The sequence below is a fragment of the Isoptericola jiangsuensis genome (assembly GCF_048320105.1).
In the GTDB taxonomy this organism is placed as follows: Bacteria; Actinomycetota; Actinomycetes; order Actinomycetales; family Cellulomonadaceae; genus Isoptericola; species Isoptericola jiangsuensis_A.
In genome coordinates, this window is record NZ_CP182942.1 from 2277761 (window position 1) to 2294642 (window position 16882).

A 16882-nucleotide genomic window follows, 5' to 3' on the forward strand; every position below is an offset into this window, starting at 1 on the left:
TCACCCCTGTCCGGGGACGCGGTAGCCGACGCCGCGCACCGTCTCGACGACGTTCGGGGTGCCGAGCTTGCGCCGCAGGGAGGCGACGTGGACCTCGAGGGTGCGGCCGAGGCCCTTCCAGCTGGAGCCCCACACCTCGCGCAGGATCCGTTCACGGGCGAGGGCCGTGCCGCGGTGACGCACCAGCAGGGCGAGCAGGTCGTACTCCTTGCGGGTCAGGGAGACGGGCACGCCGTGGCGCTGCACGAGACGCGCCGCGAGGTCGACCTGGACGAGGCCGAGGTCGATCTGGGCGGCGTCGGAGCGCCCGTCCCACTCGCGGGCCCGTCCGCGGCGCATGACCGCGTCGATGCGCGCGAGGACCTCGCGGATGTCGTAGGGCTTGGTGACGTAGTCGTCGGCACCGAGCTCCAGGCCGCGCACCCTCGCCTCGAGCTGGGTGCGGGCGGTGACCATGATGATCGGGGTGGCCGAGACCTTGCGGATGCGCTGGCAGACCTCGAAGCCGTCCATGTCGGGCAGGGCGAGGTCGAGGAGCACGAGGTCGGTGTGCTGGCTCAGGGCCTCGAGGGCGCTCGCTCCGTCGCCGGCGTGGATCACCTCGTACCCGTGCTTGCCGAGGACGGAGACGAGCGCGCCCGCGACGTGCTCGTTGTCCTCCACGACCAGCAGCTGCACGGACCGACCGTAGCCGAGCCGGGCCGTCTCCGATAGGGCCGGACCGAGGCACGGACGCGCACCCGCGGGGAGCGTCCCGATCCACCATCCACCGACACGCCCTGCCAGCCGTCGAGGACACCGGCACGGTGCTGCCGGCAGCTGCGCCTCCGGCCGAAGCACCGCGCGGCGGCCGGCACGCCACGTAGCGGTCACGGAGGACCGCCACCGACCGCTCAGCTCCACACGCGCGAGGTGCCCGGGCCCGGCTCAGTCGGTGACGGTGATGCCCAGGTTGGCCGCCAGCAGCGGCGCCAGGTCGGCGAGCTGCGTGCTGCTGACGACGGTGCCGCGCAGCGCGTCGGTGCCGGCGACGCCGGCCAGCTCGGCACCGCGCAGGTCGACGTCCTGCAGGGTGGAGGCCTGCACGTCGAGGCGGCCGATCCGGCAGTCCTCGAACGACACGCGGGTCGCGGTCGCCTGCACGAGGTCCAGCTCGTCGACCGTGCAGTCCTGGAAGATGACGTCGCGCAGCCGGGCTCCGCGCAGGTTGACGAACCCGAGCTTGCAGCCGACCAGGCGCACCGACTCCCACACGGACTCGTACAGCTCCGCGGAGCCGATCCGCGCGTCGCGGAGCTCCACGCCGTGCCACCGGCCGCGCACGCCCTGCACCACGGGGACGTCGACACGCGCCATGACGACCTCGGTGAGCCGGAGCTGGCGCAGGTCGGCCTCGGGGGCACGCAGCCCGTCGAGCCGGGACTCGTCGATCCGTGCACCGCGGAGCACCAGGTGATCGGTGTCGACGTCGGCGTGACGCACCCCGTCGAGCTCGGCCCCCGCGACGAGGTCCGCCGCGTCCGCGTCGGTGAGGTTCTCGAGCACGACGGCGTCGACGACGGGCGCGGTGGTCCGGTGCGTGGCCATGCCTGCAGCCTACGAGCCCTCGGGTGCGCGCGGTCGGCCTGCGACGGTCCGCAGCCCGAACACGCGGCAGCCGGCGGTCTCGGCGGCCGGGGCGACGGCCACCTCGACGTCCTGCCCGGCGTCGTCGGGGATCGCGACCCGGACGGTGACGAACCCGTCGGCGTCGACCGGGGCGGCGCCGTCGCGCACGGTGATCGGGGCGGCGCCGTCGAGGCGGACGGCGACCGGCGGGTCGTCGGGCCGCACGACGACCTCCAGGGCGGCGGCGCCTGCCGCGGCCAGCCGGTAGGAGAAGCGCCCGCCGGGCTCGGCCGCCCGGAAGGTGCGCCCGGCGAAGGTGCCGACGACGGAACGCCGGGCGCGCAGGTCCTTGGCGTTCTCGAAGTTGTTGGCGTCGAAGGTGGTCAGCTCGTCCACCGTGGCGACGGCGTGGGCACGCGCCGCCGCCACCTGCTCGGCGCGGTCCCGGGCTGCGGGCGACCCCTCGGGCTCGAGGTGCAGGTAGATCGCGTACCGCTCGTCCCAGCGGGTGCGGTGCGGGGCGTAGACGAGGTCGTCGCCGTCGAGCGTGCCGCGCAGCCGGAAGCGCACGGTGTCGTCGGGGGCGTCGGCGAGGCGTTCGAGCGGTCCGGCGGCGAGGGTGTCGGCCACCGTGGTCCCGGCCGCCAGGGTGACGGCGCTGCGGGCCGCCGGGTCGTGGTCGGAGATCCTCACGAGGATGCCGGTGGGTTCGCTCGCGTCGGTGTCGGCGGGTCCGAGCCCCGCCGAGAGCACGTCGGGGCCGAACCGGAACGCGACGGCCGACGGCTCGTCGGGCAGCGGGTGCGCCGTCACGCGGGCGGGCAGGCGGTAGGTGACGGTGGCGCCCGCCACGAGCCCGGGGACGACGACGTGGCCGCCGGTCGGCGGGACCGGGACGTCGACGCCGTCCACGGTCAGGCGGGGTCGGTCGGCCCAGTCCGGGACGCGCAGCCGCAGGGTGAGCCCGGTCGTGAGCCCGGTCGTGGGGTCGGTCGTGGGGTCGGTCGCCGCACCCGGCCCGCCGTCGCGGTCCGCGGCGCCGGCGAGGCCCTCGACGCGGATCGTGACCGTGTCCGACGCCGGGACGACGCCGTCCTGCACCACGCGCAGCCCGCGGTCGGGCAGGTCGAGGGCGGACGGGTGGAAGCCGTCGACGCGCACGCCGTCGGCGTCGAGCGCGTAGAGGGTGGCGCCGAGGGAGGCGAAGCTCTCCATGCCCGTCCCGGTGCAGCACCAGAACTCCGTCTCGGGGGTGTGGACGACCTTGTGGTAGCCGGGGGCCATCGCGTTGAAGTAGGTGGTCGTGCCGCGCTCGGGGTGCTGGGAGGCGAGGACGTGGTTGCGCAGCGCGAGCTCGTCGTAGCGCGCGTACCTCTCGTCGCCGGTCAGCTCGTACAGGGCCCGGGCGAGGCGGCGCATGTTGTACGTGTTGCAGGTCTCCGCGGTCTCGGCGTTGCCGCGGACCCCCTGGCGGAAGGCTCGTTCGTGGAGCGTCCCGGGGGCGTGGAAGTGCTCGGCCTGGCTGTTCGCGCCGGTCACGTAGGTGTGGTCGCGCAGCACGATGTCGAAGAACTGCTCGGCCGCCGTCCTGTACATCGACAGGTCGTCATGATGTACGTCGCCCATCGCGGGACGCGCCTGCGGCACCTGGGTCAGGACGCGGTACCGCGCGAGGGCGCCGATCAGCTTCGGGATCGTGGTGTTCGCGTGGCGCCCGGGCAGCACGTCGTAGCCGGCCGCGAGGTCGCGGAAGAGGTCGACCTCGTCGAACGCCTCGGCGGCCTGCCGGAAGCGGACGTCACCGGTGACGGCGAGCAGCCGGTACAGCGCCTCGTTCATGCCGCCGTACTCGGTGCGCAGCAGCACCTCGCAGGAGTCGAGGGCGGCGACACGACGGTGCACGGCGAGCCCGAACCGGGTCGCCACCCGCAGAGCACGCGCCCCGAGCCTGCCGCCGACGTGCTCGTGGGTGTCCAGGAGCCCCGCGAGCACCTTGTGCAGGTCGTACCAGGGCACCAGCACGTTCTCGTCCGAGGAGCCGGTGCCCTGCACCTGGTCGAGCACCGACTCGCGGAACGCGGACACGTACCCCGCGGAGGCCGGGTGCGCCGCCGCGTAAGCGTCCTGGCACCTCTCCAGGCCCACGACGCCCGCCCGGAGCTCGGCCAGCAGCGCGCGCCGGGTCGAATCGTCCCGGCAGGACGCCGCCGACGCGGCCAGCGCCGACAGGTGGTGACCGAGGGTGTGACCGCGGAAGTTCACGGCGTCGCTGCGTTCCCAGCCGCCGTAGCCCTCGGCCGTCGTCGGCGGCAGGCCGGCGACGCGGTAGAACTCGAACAGCAGCCGCTCCGCGCTCAGGCCGAGCAGGTAGTCCCGGCCTCGTTGCGTCGCTGCGGTCAGCAGGGGGTCGTCGAGGCGGACCGAGGCGGGGTCGGGCGTCCGCAGGACGGCGGCCATGGTTGCTCCTTCGCACGGGGTCGGGTTCCCGGAGGAGCATGTTAACGCTCACACCGTGCGCTCACGACGTGCGTCCCGGCCCCCGGATGCCCGATCCTGGTCCCCATGCCGTCGTCCGACCTGCCCCGCCCCGACTCCGTCCGCCTCGTCGTCACCGACATGGACGGGACCCTGCTGACCCCCGACAACACCGTCCCCGAGGGCCTGTGGCCGCTGCTCACCACGATGCACGACGCCGGGATCGCCTTCGTGCCCGCCAGCGGCCGCCAGCACGCGACCATCGCCTCCTCGTTCCCCGCCGGGCGAACCCCCGGCCACGACGACCTCGTCATCATCGCGGAGAACGGGGCGCTCGTGACCCGGGGCGAGCAGGTCGTCTCCTCCGACACCCTCGAGCCCCGCGTGCTCGTCGACGCCGTGCAGGCGGTGCGCGGGCTCGCGGACGCCACGAGCGGCGGCGCCGTCGTCGCCGGCGCACGGAGCGCCTACGTCGAGCGCTCCGACGCCGCGTTCGTCGAGCACGTGAGCACCTACTACCACCGGCTCGAGATCGTCGACGACCTCACGGCCGTGGACGACGACGTCCTCAAGGTCGCCGTGTACGACGACGGCCACGCCGAGGAGACCACCCTGCCCGCGCTGGTCCACCTGCGGGCCACCCACCAGGTCGTCGTCTCCAGCGGGCACTGGATCGACGTCATGACCCCCGGGGTGAACAAGGGCGTGGCGCTGCGCCGCCTGCAGGCGGACCTGGGGATCACGCCGGACGAGACCGTCGCGTTCGGCGACTACCTCAACGACGTCGAGATGCTCCAGGCGGCCCACTGGTCCTACGCGATGGCGGGCGCCCACCCGCAGGCCGCCGCCCACGCCCGCTTCACCGCGCCGAGCAACGCCGAGCACGGTGTCGTCCAGGTCCTCCAGCAGCTCCTCGGCCGGTAGGGGCCGCTACCGGGTGCTGGCCACCTCGGTGACGAAGCGCACGCACCGCTCGCGCAGGCCCGCGATCCGGCCGGCCACGAACGCCTCGCGACGCGCCGGGTCGCTGCCCACCTCGAACGCCATCGGACGGCGGCGCACGTTGCGCGAGCAGCCGAAGTCGGTGCAGACCAGGGTGCCGATCGAGTTGCCGGCCTTCCCGGCGGCGCCGCCGCGACGGGCCACGTACAGGGACACGTCCGCGTCGTCGACGACGTCCTCGCACCAGGCGCACATGCCCTTGCGGCCCCGGCCCGACTTCGCGTCGGCGGCGCGCAGCACGACGCCGGTCGGATCGCCGTCGACCTCGACCACGACGTACGCGGACAGGGGCGCCTTGCGGTCCGTCCACCCCAGGTAGTCGATCTTGTCCCAGGCCACGGTGTCGAGGTCGGGGAGGGTGGCCTGCTTGGCCTCACGCTGGGACGCGTTGACGAACGACGCGCGGATCTGCTTCTCGGTCAGGGGATTCATGGGAGTTCTCCGGGAGTGGGGTGTGGGCGGGCACAGGCACGCTCCGCCCGACCGGAGCGGTCAGGCGGTGCGAGGGCAGGCGTCGACCGAGCAGGCCGTGACGGCCACCCCGCCTCCCGCGATGCTGCGCATCCGCTCCTCGTTCCCGATCCTCGGGTGGACTCCCGGACAGGGCCACCGCCATCGATCGTACGCCCGGGCGATGGTCACCGACGCAGCCGGCGGACCACCGACACCATGAACACCCCGGTGACCAGCAGCAGCACCGTCAGCACGACGGCGACGGCGAGGTCGGTGCCCGTCATCGCCAACGGGCCGGAGCCCGAGGTCGAACCCTGTGTCGAACCCGGCGTCGAACCCTGTGTCGAACCCGGCGTCGAACCCGGCGTCGGCGTCGGCGTGACGACGGTCTCGGCGGTGCAGCCGGCGTCGTCGACGCAGGTCCCCTCGGCGGGGCCCGACACCGAGTTGACCAGCAGCCCGTCCCCGCCGAGCGGGTCGTCCACCGTCACCGAGTAGGTGATCGTCGCCGTCTCGCCAGGGGCGAGCGCGCCGCTCCACACCAGGGTCGGGAACGCGCCGTCGTCCACCGTGCCGACGTCGGCCGTGGCGTCCTGGCCGTAGGTCGCGTCGTCGACGACGCCCGAGGAGTCGTCCGTCACCGTGACGGGCTCCGCCGCCGTGTAGGGCACGTCGCCGGTGTTCTCCACCGTGACGGTGTACACGACCGTCCCGCCCGGGGTGACCTCGTCGACGTCGGCCGACTTGCCGATCTGCACCGCCCGCGGCGGGATCGTCACCGTGCAGCCGTCCTCGGTGCCGCCCGGGCAGTTCGACTCGCCAGGCCCGGTCACGACGTTCAGGGCCGTGCCGTCACCGGTGCCCGGGTCGTCCACCGTGACCGTGTACGTGAGCGTCGCGGTCTCGCCGATCGCGAGCGGACCGGACCAGGTGAGCTGCGGCGGCGACGAGTCGTCCACGTCGCCGACGTCGGCGCTCGCGTCCCCCTGGTAGGTCGCGTCGTCGAGCACGCCCGACAGGTCGTCGCCGACCCGCGCCGGGTCGGCGACCGGGTAGGCGACCTCCCCGGAGTTCGTCACCGTGACCGTGTAGACGATGTCCTGCCCGGGCACCAGGTCCTCGTCGGGGGTCGCGGACCTGAGGATCGTCAGCTCCCGCACCGGGGTGGACGTCGCACAGCCCTGCTCGGTGCCGTCCACGCAGGTCGACCCCGGCGGGCCGACGACGACGTCGTCGAGCAGGTGGTCGCCGGCGACGGCGTGGTCCACCGTCACCGAGTACGTGACCGTCGCGATCTCGCCGGGGGCGAGGGGGCCGTTCCACGACAGGGTCGGCAGCGCCGAGTCGTCCACGTCGCCGACGTCGGCGGTGGCGTCACCGGCGTAGGTCGCGTCGTCGAGCACGCCCGACAGGTCGTCCGCGAAGACGGCCGGATCGACGACGGTGTACGGCGCCGCGCCCGTGTTCTCCACCGTGACGGTGTAGCCGACCTGGTCACCGGGAGCGGCGTCGGCGGGTGCCGCCTCCTTGACGATCTCGAGCGAACGCACCCGCGTCTCGACCGTGCAGCCGTCCGCCGTGGCGTCCGCACAGCTCGACTCCGTCGGGCCGGTCACCGCGTTCCGGAGCACACCGTCGCCCTCGACCGGGTCGTCCACCGCCACGGAGTACGTGATCGTCGCCGTGTCCCCCGGTGCCAGGGCGCCGCTCCACGAGAGGGTCGGCAGCGCCGAGTCGTCCATCGTCCCCACGTCCGCCGAGGCGTCACCGGCGTAGGTCGCGTCGTCGAGCACGCCCGACAGGTCGTCGGTGAACGAGGCCGGGCTGCCCGCCGTGTACGGCACGTCCCCGGTGTTCGTCACCTCGACCACGTACGTCACCGAGCCCCCCGGGACGACGACGCTCGCGTCCGCCGTCTTCGTGATCGCCAGGCCCGCCGGCGGGATGACGACGAAGCAGCCGTCCTCGGTGCCGTCGAGGCAGTTCGACTCCTCCGGGCCGGTGACACGGTTGACCGCCACGCCGTCGCCGGAGCCCGCCTCCCCCACGGTCACCGAGTACGTGATCGTCGCCGACTCCCCCACCGCCAACGCACCCGACCACGTCAGGCTCGGCAACGCCGAGTCGTCCACCGCACCCACGTCCGCCACCGCGTCACCGTTGTACGACGCGTCGTCCTCCAGCCCCGACATGTCGTCGGACACCACCGCCGGATCGTCCTCCGTGTAGTCGGACGCCCCCGTGTTCTCCACCACCACCGAGTACGTCACCACCTCTCCCGGCACCAACGCCTCCGGGCTCGCCGACTTCACGACCGACAGCCCCCGCACCGGCGTCGACGTCGAGCACCCCGACCCCGCGCCGTCCGCGCACCCCGACTCCGCCGGACCCGTCACCACGTTCTCCAGCACCCCGTCACCACCCGGCGGATCCCCCACCGTCACCGAGTACGTGACCGTCGCCTCCTCCCCGACGCCCAGGGGGCCGGACCAGGTGAGCGTCGGCAGGGCCGAGGTGTCCACCGTCCCGGCGTCGGCGTCCGCGGAGACGAACGTGGCGTCGTCGAGCACGCCCGACAGGTCGTCGCCGAACGTCGCCGGGCCGGCCGCCGTGTAGGCCACCTGGCCGGTGTTCGCCACCGTCACCGTGTACTCCACGTCCTCACCGGGAGCTGCGCTGTCGACGCCCGCGGCCTTGGTGATCGTCAGTCCGGCCTGCGGGGTGCCGTCGGTGAACTCGACCGTCGCGTCGGCGGGCGGTGACAGCCCTGTCAGGTCGGTGATGTCGTCCGGTCCGTTCGTGTAGACGTCCGCGGTGGACGACGTGACGTCGACGGAGAACGTGCAGTACTCGACCCCCTGGGAGATCCCGCCGGAGGCGACGGTGAGCACGCTCGCACCCGGCTGCGGTCCCCAGAAGAACAACCCGCAGGCGGGGTCGGCGACGGCGTTCGCGGGGCTCGCCACCACCAGCCCGGACGGCAGGGTGTCCGTGAACGAGAACGCCGGCTTGGCGCCGAGGTCCGAGGTGTTCGTGACCGTGAACGTCAGGGTGGAGGACGTCCCGACCGGCGTGACGGCCGGGTCGAACTCCTTGTCCAGCTGGGGCGAGAGCTCCACCGCCGACACGTTGTCGATCACCACGTCGTTGCCGGTGCCGACGCCCGTCCGGTTGCGCATGACGAGCGACAGCGGCTCACCGGCGGGCAGGCCGCCCACCAGACCGGACGTGAACGTGCTGACGACGGCCTCGATGCCCTCCCCGCCCGGCGTCGTCACGTCCAGGACCGTGGTGCCGCTGCACGGGGAGAAGAACGGGCTGAAGTCGGCGCCGAGGATCGGGTGCTCGGTGCCGTCGGCCTGCACCACCACGAACTGCAGGATCGCCTGCCCGGCCGAGCAGTTCATCGTCGCGAAGTCCGCCGAGAGCTGCAGGTAGCCGCCCTCGTCGGGGACGGTCAGGACCGGGTCCGACCGCCCGACGACGAGCCCGTCGCCGAACGGTGTCTGGTTGGCGGTGTAGCTGGACAGGGCGGCGTTCGTCTCCGGGGAGGCCTGCCCCGCGTACTCCCCCAGCGCGTACGTCAGTCCCTGCAGGTGGTCGAAGCTCTCCAGCGGCGTCTCCACCACCGGGTTCGCGGCCGAGCAGTCGTCGGCCTGCTGGGCGCTGGTGAAGTCGATGACGAACCCGTTGCAGTACGGCCGGTTCGCCCACTCCGGGTCCGCGGTGTACGACGACGACGCCCCCACGTAGTCCGTGACGAGGACGTTCGAGCCGTCTCCGGCGTTCTCGTAGTCCTCCCCGAAGAGCAGCAGGGGCGGCTGCGGGACGCGTGGCGACCCCGGCGCCGCGGCGGCCGTCGGCGACGACGCGACCGTCAGACCTGTCGTCACGAGCGCGCCCGCGAGCGCCAGGGTCAGGGCCGTCGCCGCGGCCACGGCCCGTCCGGGCAGGGGTGGCGCACCTGTCGACCGGCGGCTTCTCGACGTCCTGCCGGTCGTGCCCTGCGTCGCCTCGCCCTTCGCCACGACATCCGCTCCGTCCCGGGCCCCTGCACCCGCCTCTGTCGCCACTCTCGCACCGTCGTGCCGTTCCGGCGCGAGATGCACCGAAGAGTCACCCTGGGGTGGATTGGTCCGTGTCCCGGGTGCGGATGTGCGGCTCCGGCTGGCCGTGGCGACCGGTAGCGGCGAACCTGGTGCCCTCGCCGAGGTCAGGAGGGTCCGTGGCACGCACGCTCCTGGTCCGGTTGCGCAGCGAGTCGGGCGCGGCGCTGCTGCTGCTCGCCGTCGCGGTGCTCGCGCTGGTCTGGGCGAACTCGCCGTGGTCCGACGCGTACGAGCACCTCTGGGAGACGCCGGTGCTCGTGGAGATCGGCGACCTCACGTTCGACATGGACCTGCACCACTGGGTCAACGACGGCCTCATGGTGGTGTTCTTCTTCGTCGTGGGCCTGGAGGTGCGTCAGGAGCTGGCGCTGGGCTCGTTGCGTCTGCGCAGCCAGCGGCTCCTGCCGGTGGTGGCCGGGACGGTGGGCGTGCTGGTGCCCGCCGGGATCTACCTGGCGGTGGCGGGGCGGGTCGCGCCCGAGGGGTGGGGCGTGGTGGTGGGCACGGACACCGCGTTCCTGATGGGGGTGCTCGCGCTGGTGGGGCCGACGATGTCGAACCAGCTCCGCGTGTTCCTGCTGACCCTGTCGGTCGTGGACGACTTCCTCGCCGTCACCGTCATCGGTGTCTTCTACTCCGAGGGTGTCCGGCCGGGGCCGCTGCTGCTGGCGGTCGGGTGCCTGGGAGTGCTGTGGCTGCTGGGCCGGATGCGGCAGTGGCGCAGCGCGCCGTACGTGGTGGTGGTCGTCGTGCTGTGGGGCGCGACGGTGCAGGCCGGCATCCACCCGTCCATCGCGGGGATGCTCGCCGGCCTCCTCGTGCCGGCGGTGGCCACCCGACGTGACGACGTCGTCGCCGCCAAGAGCCTGTTCCGTGCCTACTGGCAGTCCCCGGACGCGGGCATGGCGCGCGACGTCCACATCGGGCTCTCGCGGTCCATCTCCGTCAACCAGCGGTTGCACGAGGTGCTGCGCGCGCCCGTCTCCCTGGTCGTCGTGCCCGTGTTCGTGCTGGCGAACGCCGGGATCGACCTGCGCGGCGGGGCGCTGGCGGCCGCGCTCGCCTCCGCGGTGACGTGGGGCGTCGTGGCCGGGCTCGTGGTGGGCAAGCTCGTCGGGGTGGGGGCGGGTACCTGGATCGCGCTGCGTCTGGGCCTGGGCACGCTGCCCGACGGCGTGCGCCCCGGCAGCGTGCTGGGCGGTGCGGCACTGTCGGGCATCGGGTTCACGGTGTCGCTGCTGGTGGCGGGGCTCGCGTTCGACGACCCTGCCGACACCGAGGCGGCCACGGTGGGGGTGCTCATCGCGCTGGTGCTGTCGAGTCTGCTCGGCTGGGCGATCTTCGCGTTCGCGCGGGTGCGGTGGGGTGAGACCAGCGCGGACCTGCCCGTGCAGCTCGACCCGCCCGTCGACCCGGCGGCCGACCACGTGCGCGGGGACGACGACGCCGCGCACACCGTGGTGGAGTACCTGGACTTCGAGTGCCCGTTCTGCGCACGGGCGACGGGCATGTGGACGGACCTGCACGAGCACTTCGGCGACCGGGTGCGCTACGTGGTGCGGCACCTGCCGCTCGACGACGTGCACCCGCACGCGTGGCTCGCCGCCGTCGCCGCGGAGGCCGCGCACCGTCAGGGGCGGTTCTGGGAGATGCACGACCGGCTGTTCGCCCACCAGGCGCACCTCACGGCGGACGACCTGCGCGAGCACGCCGCCGCGGTGGGGCTCGACCTGGACCGGTTCGACGCCGACCTCGTCGACGAGTCGCTGCACGCCGTGGTGGCCGCGCACGCGCAGAGCGCCCACGGCAGCGGTGCCCGCGGCACGCCGACGTTCTTCCTCGACGGCGTCCGGCACCGGGGGCCGCACGACGCCGGCAGCCTGGTCCGCGCGCTGGAGGCGTCCGAGGAGGAGGCCGCGGGCGACCCGACCCGACGTCGTCGGTCCTGACGCACGCTCCACCCTCGCGAGCGTCTCTGCGCGTCACTCGTCCCGCCGTCGGACAGGGACGCTCAGAGACGCTCGCGCAAGGAGGGTGTCCGCCTCCGGTCAGTCGACCGGGTCACGCTCCAGCGGGCACGTCATGCAGTGCCCTCCCCCGCGCCCGCGGCCCAGCTCGGCCCCCACGATGGTGACGACCTCGACGCCCGCCCGGCGCAGGGCGGCGTTCGTCAGGGTGTTGCGGTCGTAGGTGAACACCACGCCCGGTTCGACGGCGACGGCGTTGTTGCCGGAGTCCCACTGCTGACGTTCCGAGGCGTAGACGTCCCCGGCGGTCTCGACCACGCGCAGCTCCGCCAGCCCCATGGCCCGCGCGACGACGTCGACGAACGGCACCCCGGAGCAGTCGCTCACCTCGATGCCCGGCGCACGGTCCGACGGGCGCAGCACGTACGGGTTGATGCCGTCGACGATGCGCGGGTGCACGGTCACGAGGTCGCGGTCGGCGAACGTGAACACCGTGTCCAGGTGCATCGCCGCGCGCAGGCGGGGCATCCCGGCCACGACCACCTGCTCGGCGGCACCGGCGTCGAACAACGCCTTGGCGAGCTGGCTGATGGCCTGCCGGGAGGTGCGCTCGCTCATCCCGACCAGCACGACACCGCCACCCACCGGCATGACGTCGCCGCCCTCCAGGGTGGCCTGGCCCCAGTCCTGCTCCGGGTCGCCCCACCAGACGGTCGAGCCCGCGTAGTCGGGATGGAAGGAGTAGACGGCCTTCATGAGCAGCGTCTCCTCCTTGCGCGCCGGCCAGTACAGCGGGTTGAGGGTGAGCCCGCCGTAGATCCAGCAGGTGGTGTCCCGCGTGTACAGGGTGTTGGGCAGCGGCGGCAGCAGGTACTCGCGGGCATCGGGCGCCTCGCGGGCCAGGGAGACGTACCCGGTGCGGTAGTCCGCGGGCAGGTCCTCGGTGGACAGCCCGCCGATCAGGTAGCGGGCGAGCTCGTGCGGGGTGAGGGCGTCGAGGTAGGCCCGCGTGCCCTCCACCAGCCCGAGACCGACCTGGTTCGGCACCACCTTGCGGTCCAGGAGCCAGCTGCGGGCGGCGTCCGTCGCGAGCGTCTCGGCGAGCAGGTCGTGCAGCTCCACGACCTCGACCCCTCGCGCGGTCAGGCCGTCGACGAAGTCCTGGTGGTCGCGCTGCGCCGCCTCCACCCACAGGACGTCGTCGAACAGCAGGTCGTCGGAGTTGCTGGGGGTGAGCCGCTCGTGCGCCAGACCCGGGGAGCACACCAGCACCTTGCGCAGGCGTCCCACCTCGGAGTGCACCCCGAGCGGCGACCGGCCGGCCGCCGTCGTGCTGGTCCTCGTGCTCTCGTGCGTCACCACGGCTCCGTCCGGTCGACCTCGCGCCCGTCTCCTCGTCGATGCTGGCACGCCCGGCCAGGACCTGCGCGCGCTACATGCGCTCCTTGACCCCGGACCGCACGAGCCACCAGTTCACCGGATAGCTGGTGGCGAACCCGACGACCATCGCCACCTGCATGGCGGCCCAGAAGACCGGCGTGGTCACCGCGGCGCGGCCACCCAGCACCTCGGGCAGCCACCAGAGCTGGACGAGGGCCATGGTGCCGTACATGCCCACCTGCCACGCGGTGATCGACAGGGCGTCGGCCTTCACCGCCGCCCGGACGCCCGCGCGCAGCCCGAGCCCCCGCATCGGCGCGATGGCGAAGTACTGGAACGCGATGCCGATCGCGAAGGCCGCCACGTAGTCCAGCACCCAGACGGCGTAGATCCGGTCCGCGAACAGCCAGTCGTAGCCGCCCAGCACCGCGAGCGCCGGGGTGAGGACCACGAGCCACTCGACGAGCAGGTCGCCGAGCATGCAGCCCGCACCGCAGTGCGAGGTGCCCTTGAACACCGCGACCGGCATGGGGGTGGCGTGGCCGGCGCCCTGTCCGGCACTCTGTCCGGCACCGTGGCCGGCGGGTGCGTCGTGGGAGCCGTCCTCCGGGCGGGGCGCTCGCCCCCACCGCAGGTACGCGGCCCCCCACAGCACCGAGCCGAACAGCGCCGTGACGGGCCACACCACGTTCATGACGCCCATCGGCTGAGGACGGCGGACGACGTCGATCGCCACCACCACCGCCACCAGGATGCCGAGGGCGACCATGATCGTCGTGAGGGTCACGGCCCAGGGCGGGAAGTCCGACGTCGCCAGCTCGGTCATCCGACCACGGTGCAAGGCCTGCCCCGACGGCGCAAGCGCAGACGGTGGGCGAGGTCACGCGGGCGCTGCGGCTCCCGGCGGGATCAGCAGGAGACGCAGGGCACGTCGGCACGGGCACCGGCAGTGCGGGCACCGGCAGTGCGGGCTCCGGCGGCCCGGGCGCCGCGGGCGCGCTCGCGGACAACGGCGCGCACCACGCCCAGGCGCTCGGCCAGGGTGGGGCGGCGGACGCCGACCCGGAACGTCGTGGCCGCGGCCGCGTCGGACACGAGGGCCGACAGCTTCTCGGGGGTGCACCGTCCGTACTTGGCGCGGTACGCGTCGTCGAGCGGGCCGTGCACCTCCGGGGCGACGTCGGCGAGGGTGACGAGGTGCTCGACGCCGGAGACGAGGACGCGTGCCCGGCCCCCGCCGACGGCGGCACCGGGCACGGTCCGCAGGTACAGGTCACGGCCGAGCTCGACCACCCAGGCGGTGACGCCGGGACCCTCCCCGGTGAGCAGGCGGGCCGTCGGGGACGTCACGAGGTCTCGCAGGACGGGGGCGGTGGGCATGGGCGTCTCCTCGCGATGGTGCACGGGCGCGGTCGGGGTGGGGTGGATACAGGTTCCTCGTTCCGGGGTGGCGGGCTGGTCGGTGCAACCCGCGCGCCGGTCCGGCCATTCCCGCGGCGGGCTGCACCGGGGCTCGTACGCTGGGCGCATGGACGTGCGCGAGGAGTCGTTCCTGCCCGGGCGTCGGCACACCCGGGCGTGGGTGTTCGGCAGCATGCTCCTGTCCGCGCTGGTCAGCCTGACGGCGTCGCTGGTGCTCTCGATCGACGCGGTCGTGCTCGCCGCCGACGCCGGGACCGAGCTGGCCTGCGACATCAACGCGGTGATCTCGTGCGGGAGCGTGGCGGAATCGTGGCAGGCGCAGCTCCTCGGCTTCCCCAACGCGTTCCTCGGCCTGATGGCCGAGCCCGTGGTCATCACGATCGCGGTGGCGAGCCTGGGCGGGGTGCGCTTCCCCCGCTGGTTCATGGCAGGCGCGCAGGCGGTGTACACGATCGGGCTGCTGTTCGCGTACTGGCTGTTCGCGCAGTCGTACCTCGTCATCCACGCCCTGTGCCCGTGGTGCCTGCTCGTCACCGTCTCGACCACGGTGGTGTGGGTGACGCTGCTGCACTGGAACGTCATGGAGGACAACCTGTACCTGCCTCGGCGGGTGCAGCGGTGGGCGCTCGGCCTGGTGCGGATCGACGCGGACGTCTACCTCACCCTCGCGTGGCTGATCCTGCTGGCCGCCGCGGTCCTGCTGCGCTACGGCGCCGCCCTGTTCGCCTGATCCCCGCCGGGGGGCTCAGACGATCAGCCAGGCCATCGCCCCGATGAGGACCAGGCAGACCCCGGCGACGGGCAGCGCGCGGGTGAGGACCTCGCCCTCCCGGCCGCCCAGGCCGACGGTCGCCGCGGCGGCGACCACGTTGTGCGGGCACACGATGTTGCCGATCGCGGCACCGGCGCCCTGCGCCCCCAGCAGGGGCACGGGGTCGAGGTCCGCGGCGAGCGCGGTCTGGTCCTGGAACTCGGTGAACAGGATGTTCGACGCCGTCGCGGAGCCGGTCATGAAGGTACCGAGCGCGCCGACGAACGGTGACAGCACGGGCCACAGCGCGCCCGCTCCCGCGGCGGCGACGGCCAGCTGCGTCGTCATGCCCGCCTCGGACATGGTGAACGCCACGGTCACCATCGCCACCAGGGCGGCGAACACGGGCACGACCTGCAGCGTCGCGCGGCGGAACGCCGCGCCCATGTCCGCCAGGGCCGCGCGCTGCCAGAGCGCACCGGCGAGGAACGACAGCGCGAGCAGCAGCCCCGGGTGGTACAGCGGTTCGATGGACTCGCTGAAGTGGCCGAACAGCTCCCACTCCCACAGCACGGAGCGGGCGGCGTCCCGCACGGGCGGCACCAGCCGGGTGAGCAGTACCAGCAGGACGAGCACCAGGTAGGGGGCGGTCGCGGCGAGGAAGCTCAGGGAGGGGGCGGGCTCGTCGTCCGCGGACGTGGCGCCGACGGGTGCTACGCCGTCGGGCGCGACGACGTCGGGCGCGACGACGCTCCGGGCGCGACGACGCAGCACCAGCCGCACCGCCACGACGAAGACGACCGCCCCCACGATGGAGCCCACCAGGGACGGCAGCTCGGGGCCGACGAACCGTGCGATGAGCAGGTTGGGGACGAAGAACCCGACGTAGGCGACCGCCATCCAACCCCACGGCGGGCCCGACGTCGGCACGAGGGTGCCGACGAGGCGTGCGACGACGAACGCGAGCACCAGCCCCGTGAGGGCCATGTACGGCGCGACCGCCCACGACAGGTCCCGCGGCGCGTAGTCGACGATGGCGAGCTGGGCGAGCGTGGGGGTGCCGACGGCGGCGAACGGGACGGCCGAGGCGTGCCCGACCATCGCCGCGACGACCGCGGTCACGGGCTTGAACCCGGCCGCGACGAGGAACGGCGCGGCGAGCGCCACCGGGGTGCCGAACCCGGCGGCACCCTCGATGAGCAGGCAGAAGAACCACACGATGAGCAGTGCGGCGACGCGCGGGTCGGGGGTGATCCGGGCGAGCCCGGCCTCCAGCGCCCGGGTGGCGCCGGTGCGCTGCTGGAGGTGGTGGATGCCGAGGGCGGGCCCGATGATGAGCATGACCGTCAGGGCCACCCAGGCCGCGCTGGCCAGCACGCCGACGACGCCCTGCACGGGCCCGAAGTCGAACCCGTCACCGCCGAACCCGAACGCCGTGAGGGCGAGGATCATCGCCCCCACGGCGGCCGTGGTGCCCGCTGCCACCGCGGACCACTTGAACGCGACCATCAGCACGAGGATCGCCACGATGGGCAGCGCCGCCAGGAGCGTCAGCACGGCGGGACCGGAGTGATGATGATCGGGGTGGAGGCCCAGGTCATGGCTCCAGCGTGCCGGATCAGCGGATGCTGCGCACCTCGGCCACGCCCCCGGTGGAGCGTTCGCGCAGCACCGCGTCCCGGCGCGAGGGAGGCTCGGCCTGCCGTGCCCGAGAC

At 73.5% G+C, this 16882-nt stretch carries 12 protein-coding genes; 3 read left to right on the forward strand and 9 right to left on the reverse strand.

What is annotated here, in order from left to right; translation table 11 throughout:
* The 3 genes from ACNHYB_RS10655 to ACNHYB_RS10665 all read right to left on the reverse strand — a co-directional run bounded on the left by ACNHYB_RS10655 (position 1) and on the right by ACNHYB_RS10665 (position 4065).
* The gene (locus ACNHYB_RS10655) at positions 1 to 678 is read right to left on the reverse strand and encodes a response regulator transcription factor (protein ID WP_418275320.1); all 678 of its coding nucleotides are present in this window, start codon (positions 676 to 678) and stop codon (positions 1 to 3) included.
* Between the two features lie 249 nt (positions 679 to 927).
* Positions 928 to 1587 carry a pentapeptide repeat-containing protein gene (locus ACNHYB_RS10660; protein WP_418275321.1) on the reverse strand — a complete coding sequence of 220 codons (660 nt, stop codon included), beginning with the start codon at positions 1585 to 1587 and terminating at the stop codon, positions 928 to 930.
* Positions 1588 to 1596: 9 nt separating this feature from the next.
* A complete protein-coding gene (locus ACNHYB_RS10665) occupies positions 1597 to 4065 on the reverse strand; it encodes a beta-L-arabinofuranosidase domain-containing protein (protein ID WP_418275322.1) in 2469 nt (822 codons plus the stop codon).
* Between the two features lie 105 nt (positions 4066 to 4170).
* On the opposite strand from ACNHYB_RS10665, the gene ACNHYB_RS10670 reads away from it, so the two are divergent.
* The gene (locus ACNHYB_RS10670; RefSeq protein WP_418275323.1) at positions 4171 to 5007 is read left to right on the forward strand and encodes a Cof-type HAD-IIB family hydrolase; all 837 of its coding nucleotides are present in this window, start codon (positions 4171 to 4173) and stop codon (positions 5005 to 5007) included.
* 6 nt (positions 5008 to 5013) lie between these two features.
* Here the strand turns inward: ACNHYB_RS10670 and ACNHYB_RS10675 are convergent, their stop codons facing one another.
* Both ACNHYB_RS10675 and ACNHYB_RS10680 read right to left on the reverse strand, forming a co-directional pair.
* Positions 5014 to 5517, reverse strand: a complete 504-nt coding sequence (locus ACNHYB_RS10675; protein WP_418275324.1) for an FBP domain-containing protein — start codon at positions 5515 to 5517, stop codon at positions 5014 to 5016.
* A 206-nt stretch (positions 5518 to 5723) separates the two neighbouring features.
* Entirely contained in the window at positions 5724 to 9476 is a 3753-nt protein-coding gene (locus ACNHYB_RS10680) for a hypothetical protein (protein WP_418275325.1), read from the reverse strand.
* 215 nt (positions 9477 to 9691) lie between these two features.
* Between ACNHYB_RS10680 and nhaA the strand changes: the two genes are divergently transcribed.
* The gene (nhaA, locus tag ACNHYB_RS10685) at positions 9692 to 11596 is read left to right on the forward strand and encodes a Na+/H+ antiporter NhaA (protein WP_418278030.1); all 1905 of its coding nucleotides are present in this window, start codon (positions 9692 to 9694) and stop codon (positions 11594 to 11596) included.
* A 99-nt stretch (positions 11597 to 11695) separates the two neighbouring features.
* On the opposite strand, the gene ACNHYB_RS10690 is transcribed toward nhaA, so the two are convergent.
* The 3 genes from ACNHYB_RS10690 to ACNHYB_RS10700 all read right to left on the reverse strand — a co-directional run bounded on the left by ACNHYB_RS10690 (position 11696) and on the right by ACNHYB_RS10700 (position 14374).
* Positions 11696 to 12973, reverse strand: coding sequence for an arginine deiminase (locus tag ACNHYB_RS10690; protein ID WP_418275326.1), 1278 nt, complete (start codon positions 12971 to 12973; stop codon positions 11696 to 11698).
* A gap of 73 nt (positions 12974 to 13046) precedes the next feature.
* A complete protein-coding gene (locus ACNHYB_RS10695) occupies positions 13047 to 13820 on the reverse strand; it encodes a DUF4396 domain-containing protein (protein ID WP_418275327.1) in 774 nt (257 codons plus the stop codon).
* A gap of 83 nt (positions 13821 to 13903) precedes the next feature.
* The gene (locus ACNHYB_RS10700; protein ID WP_418275328.1) at positions 13904 to 14374 is read right to left on the reverse strand and encodes a DUF2255 family protein; all 471 of its coding nucleotides are present in this window, start codon (positions 14372 to 14374) and stop codon (positions 13904 to 13906) included.
* Between the two features lie 148 nt (positions 14375 to 14522).
* Here ACNHYB_RS10700 and ACNHYB_RS10705 point away from each other — a divergent pair, with 148 nt between their 5' ends.
* Complete coding sequence (locus tag ACNHYB_RS10705; RefSeq protein WP_418275329.1) at positions 14523 to 15146, forward strand: vitamin K epoxide reductase family protein; 624 nt, start codon at positions 14523 to 14525, stop codon at positions 15144 to 15146.
* 15 nt (positions 15147 to 15161) lie between these two features.
* Here ACNHYB_RS10705 and ACNHYB_RS10710 read toward each other — a convergent pair whose 3' ends face one another.
* Positions 15162 to 16724 (reverse strand): L-lactate permease, encoded by a 1563-nt coding sequence (locus ACNHYB_RS10710; RefSeq protein ID WP_418275330.1) that lies wholly within the window; start codon positions 16722 to 16724, stop codon positions 15162 to 15164.
* Positions 16725 to 16882 lie beyond the last annotated feature (158 nt).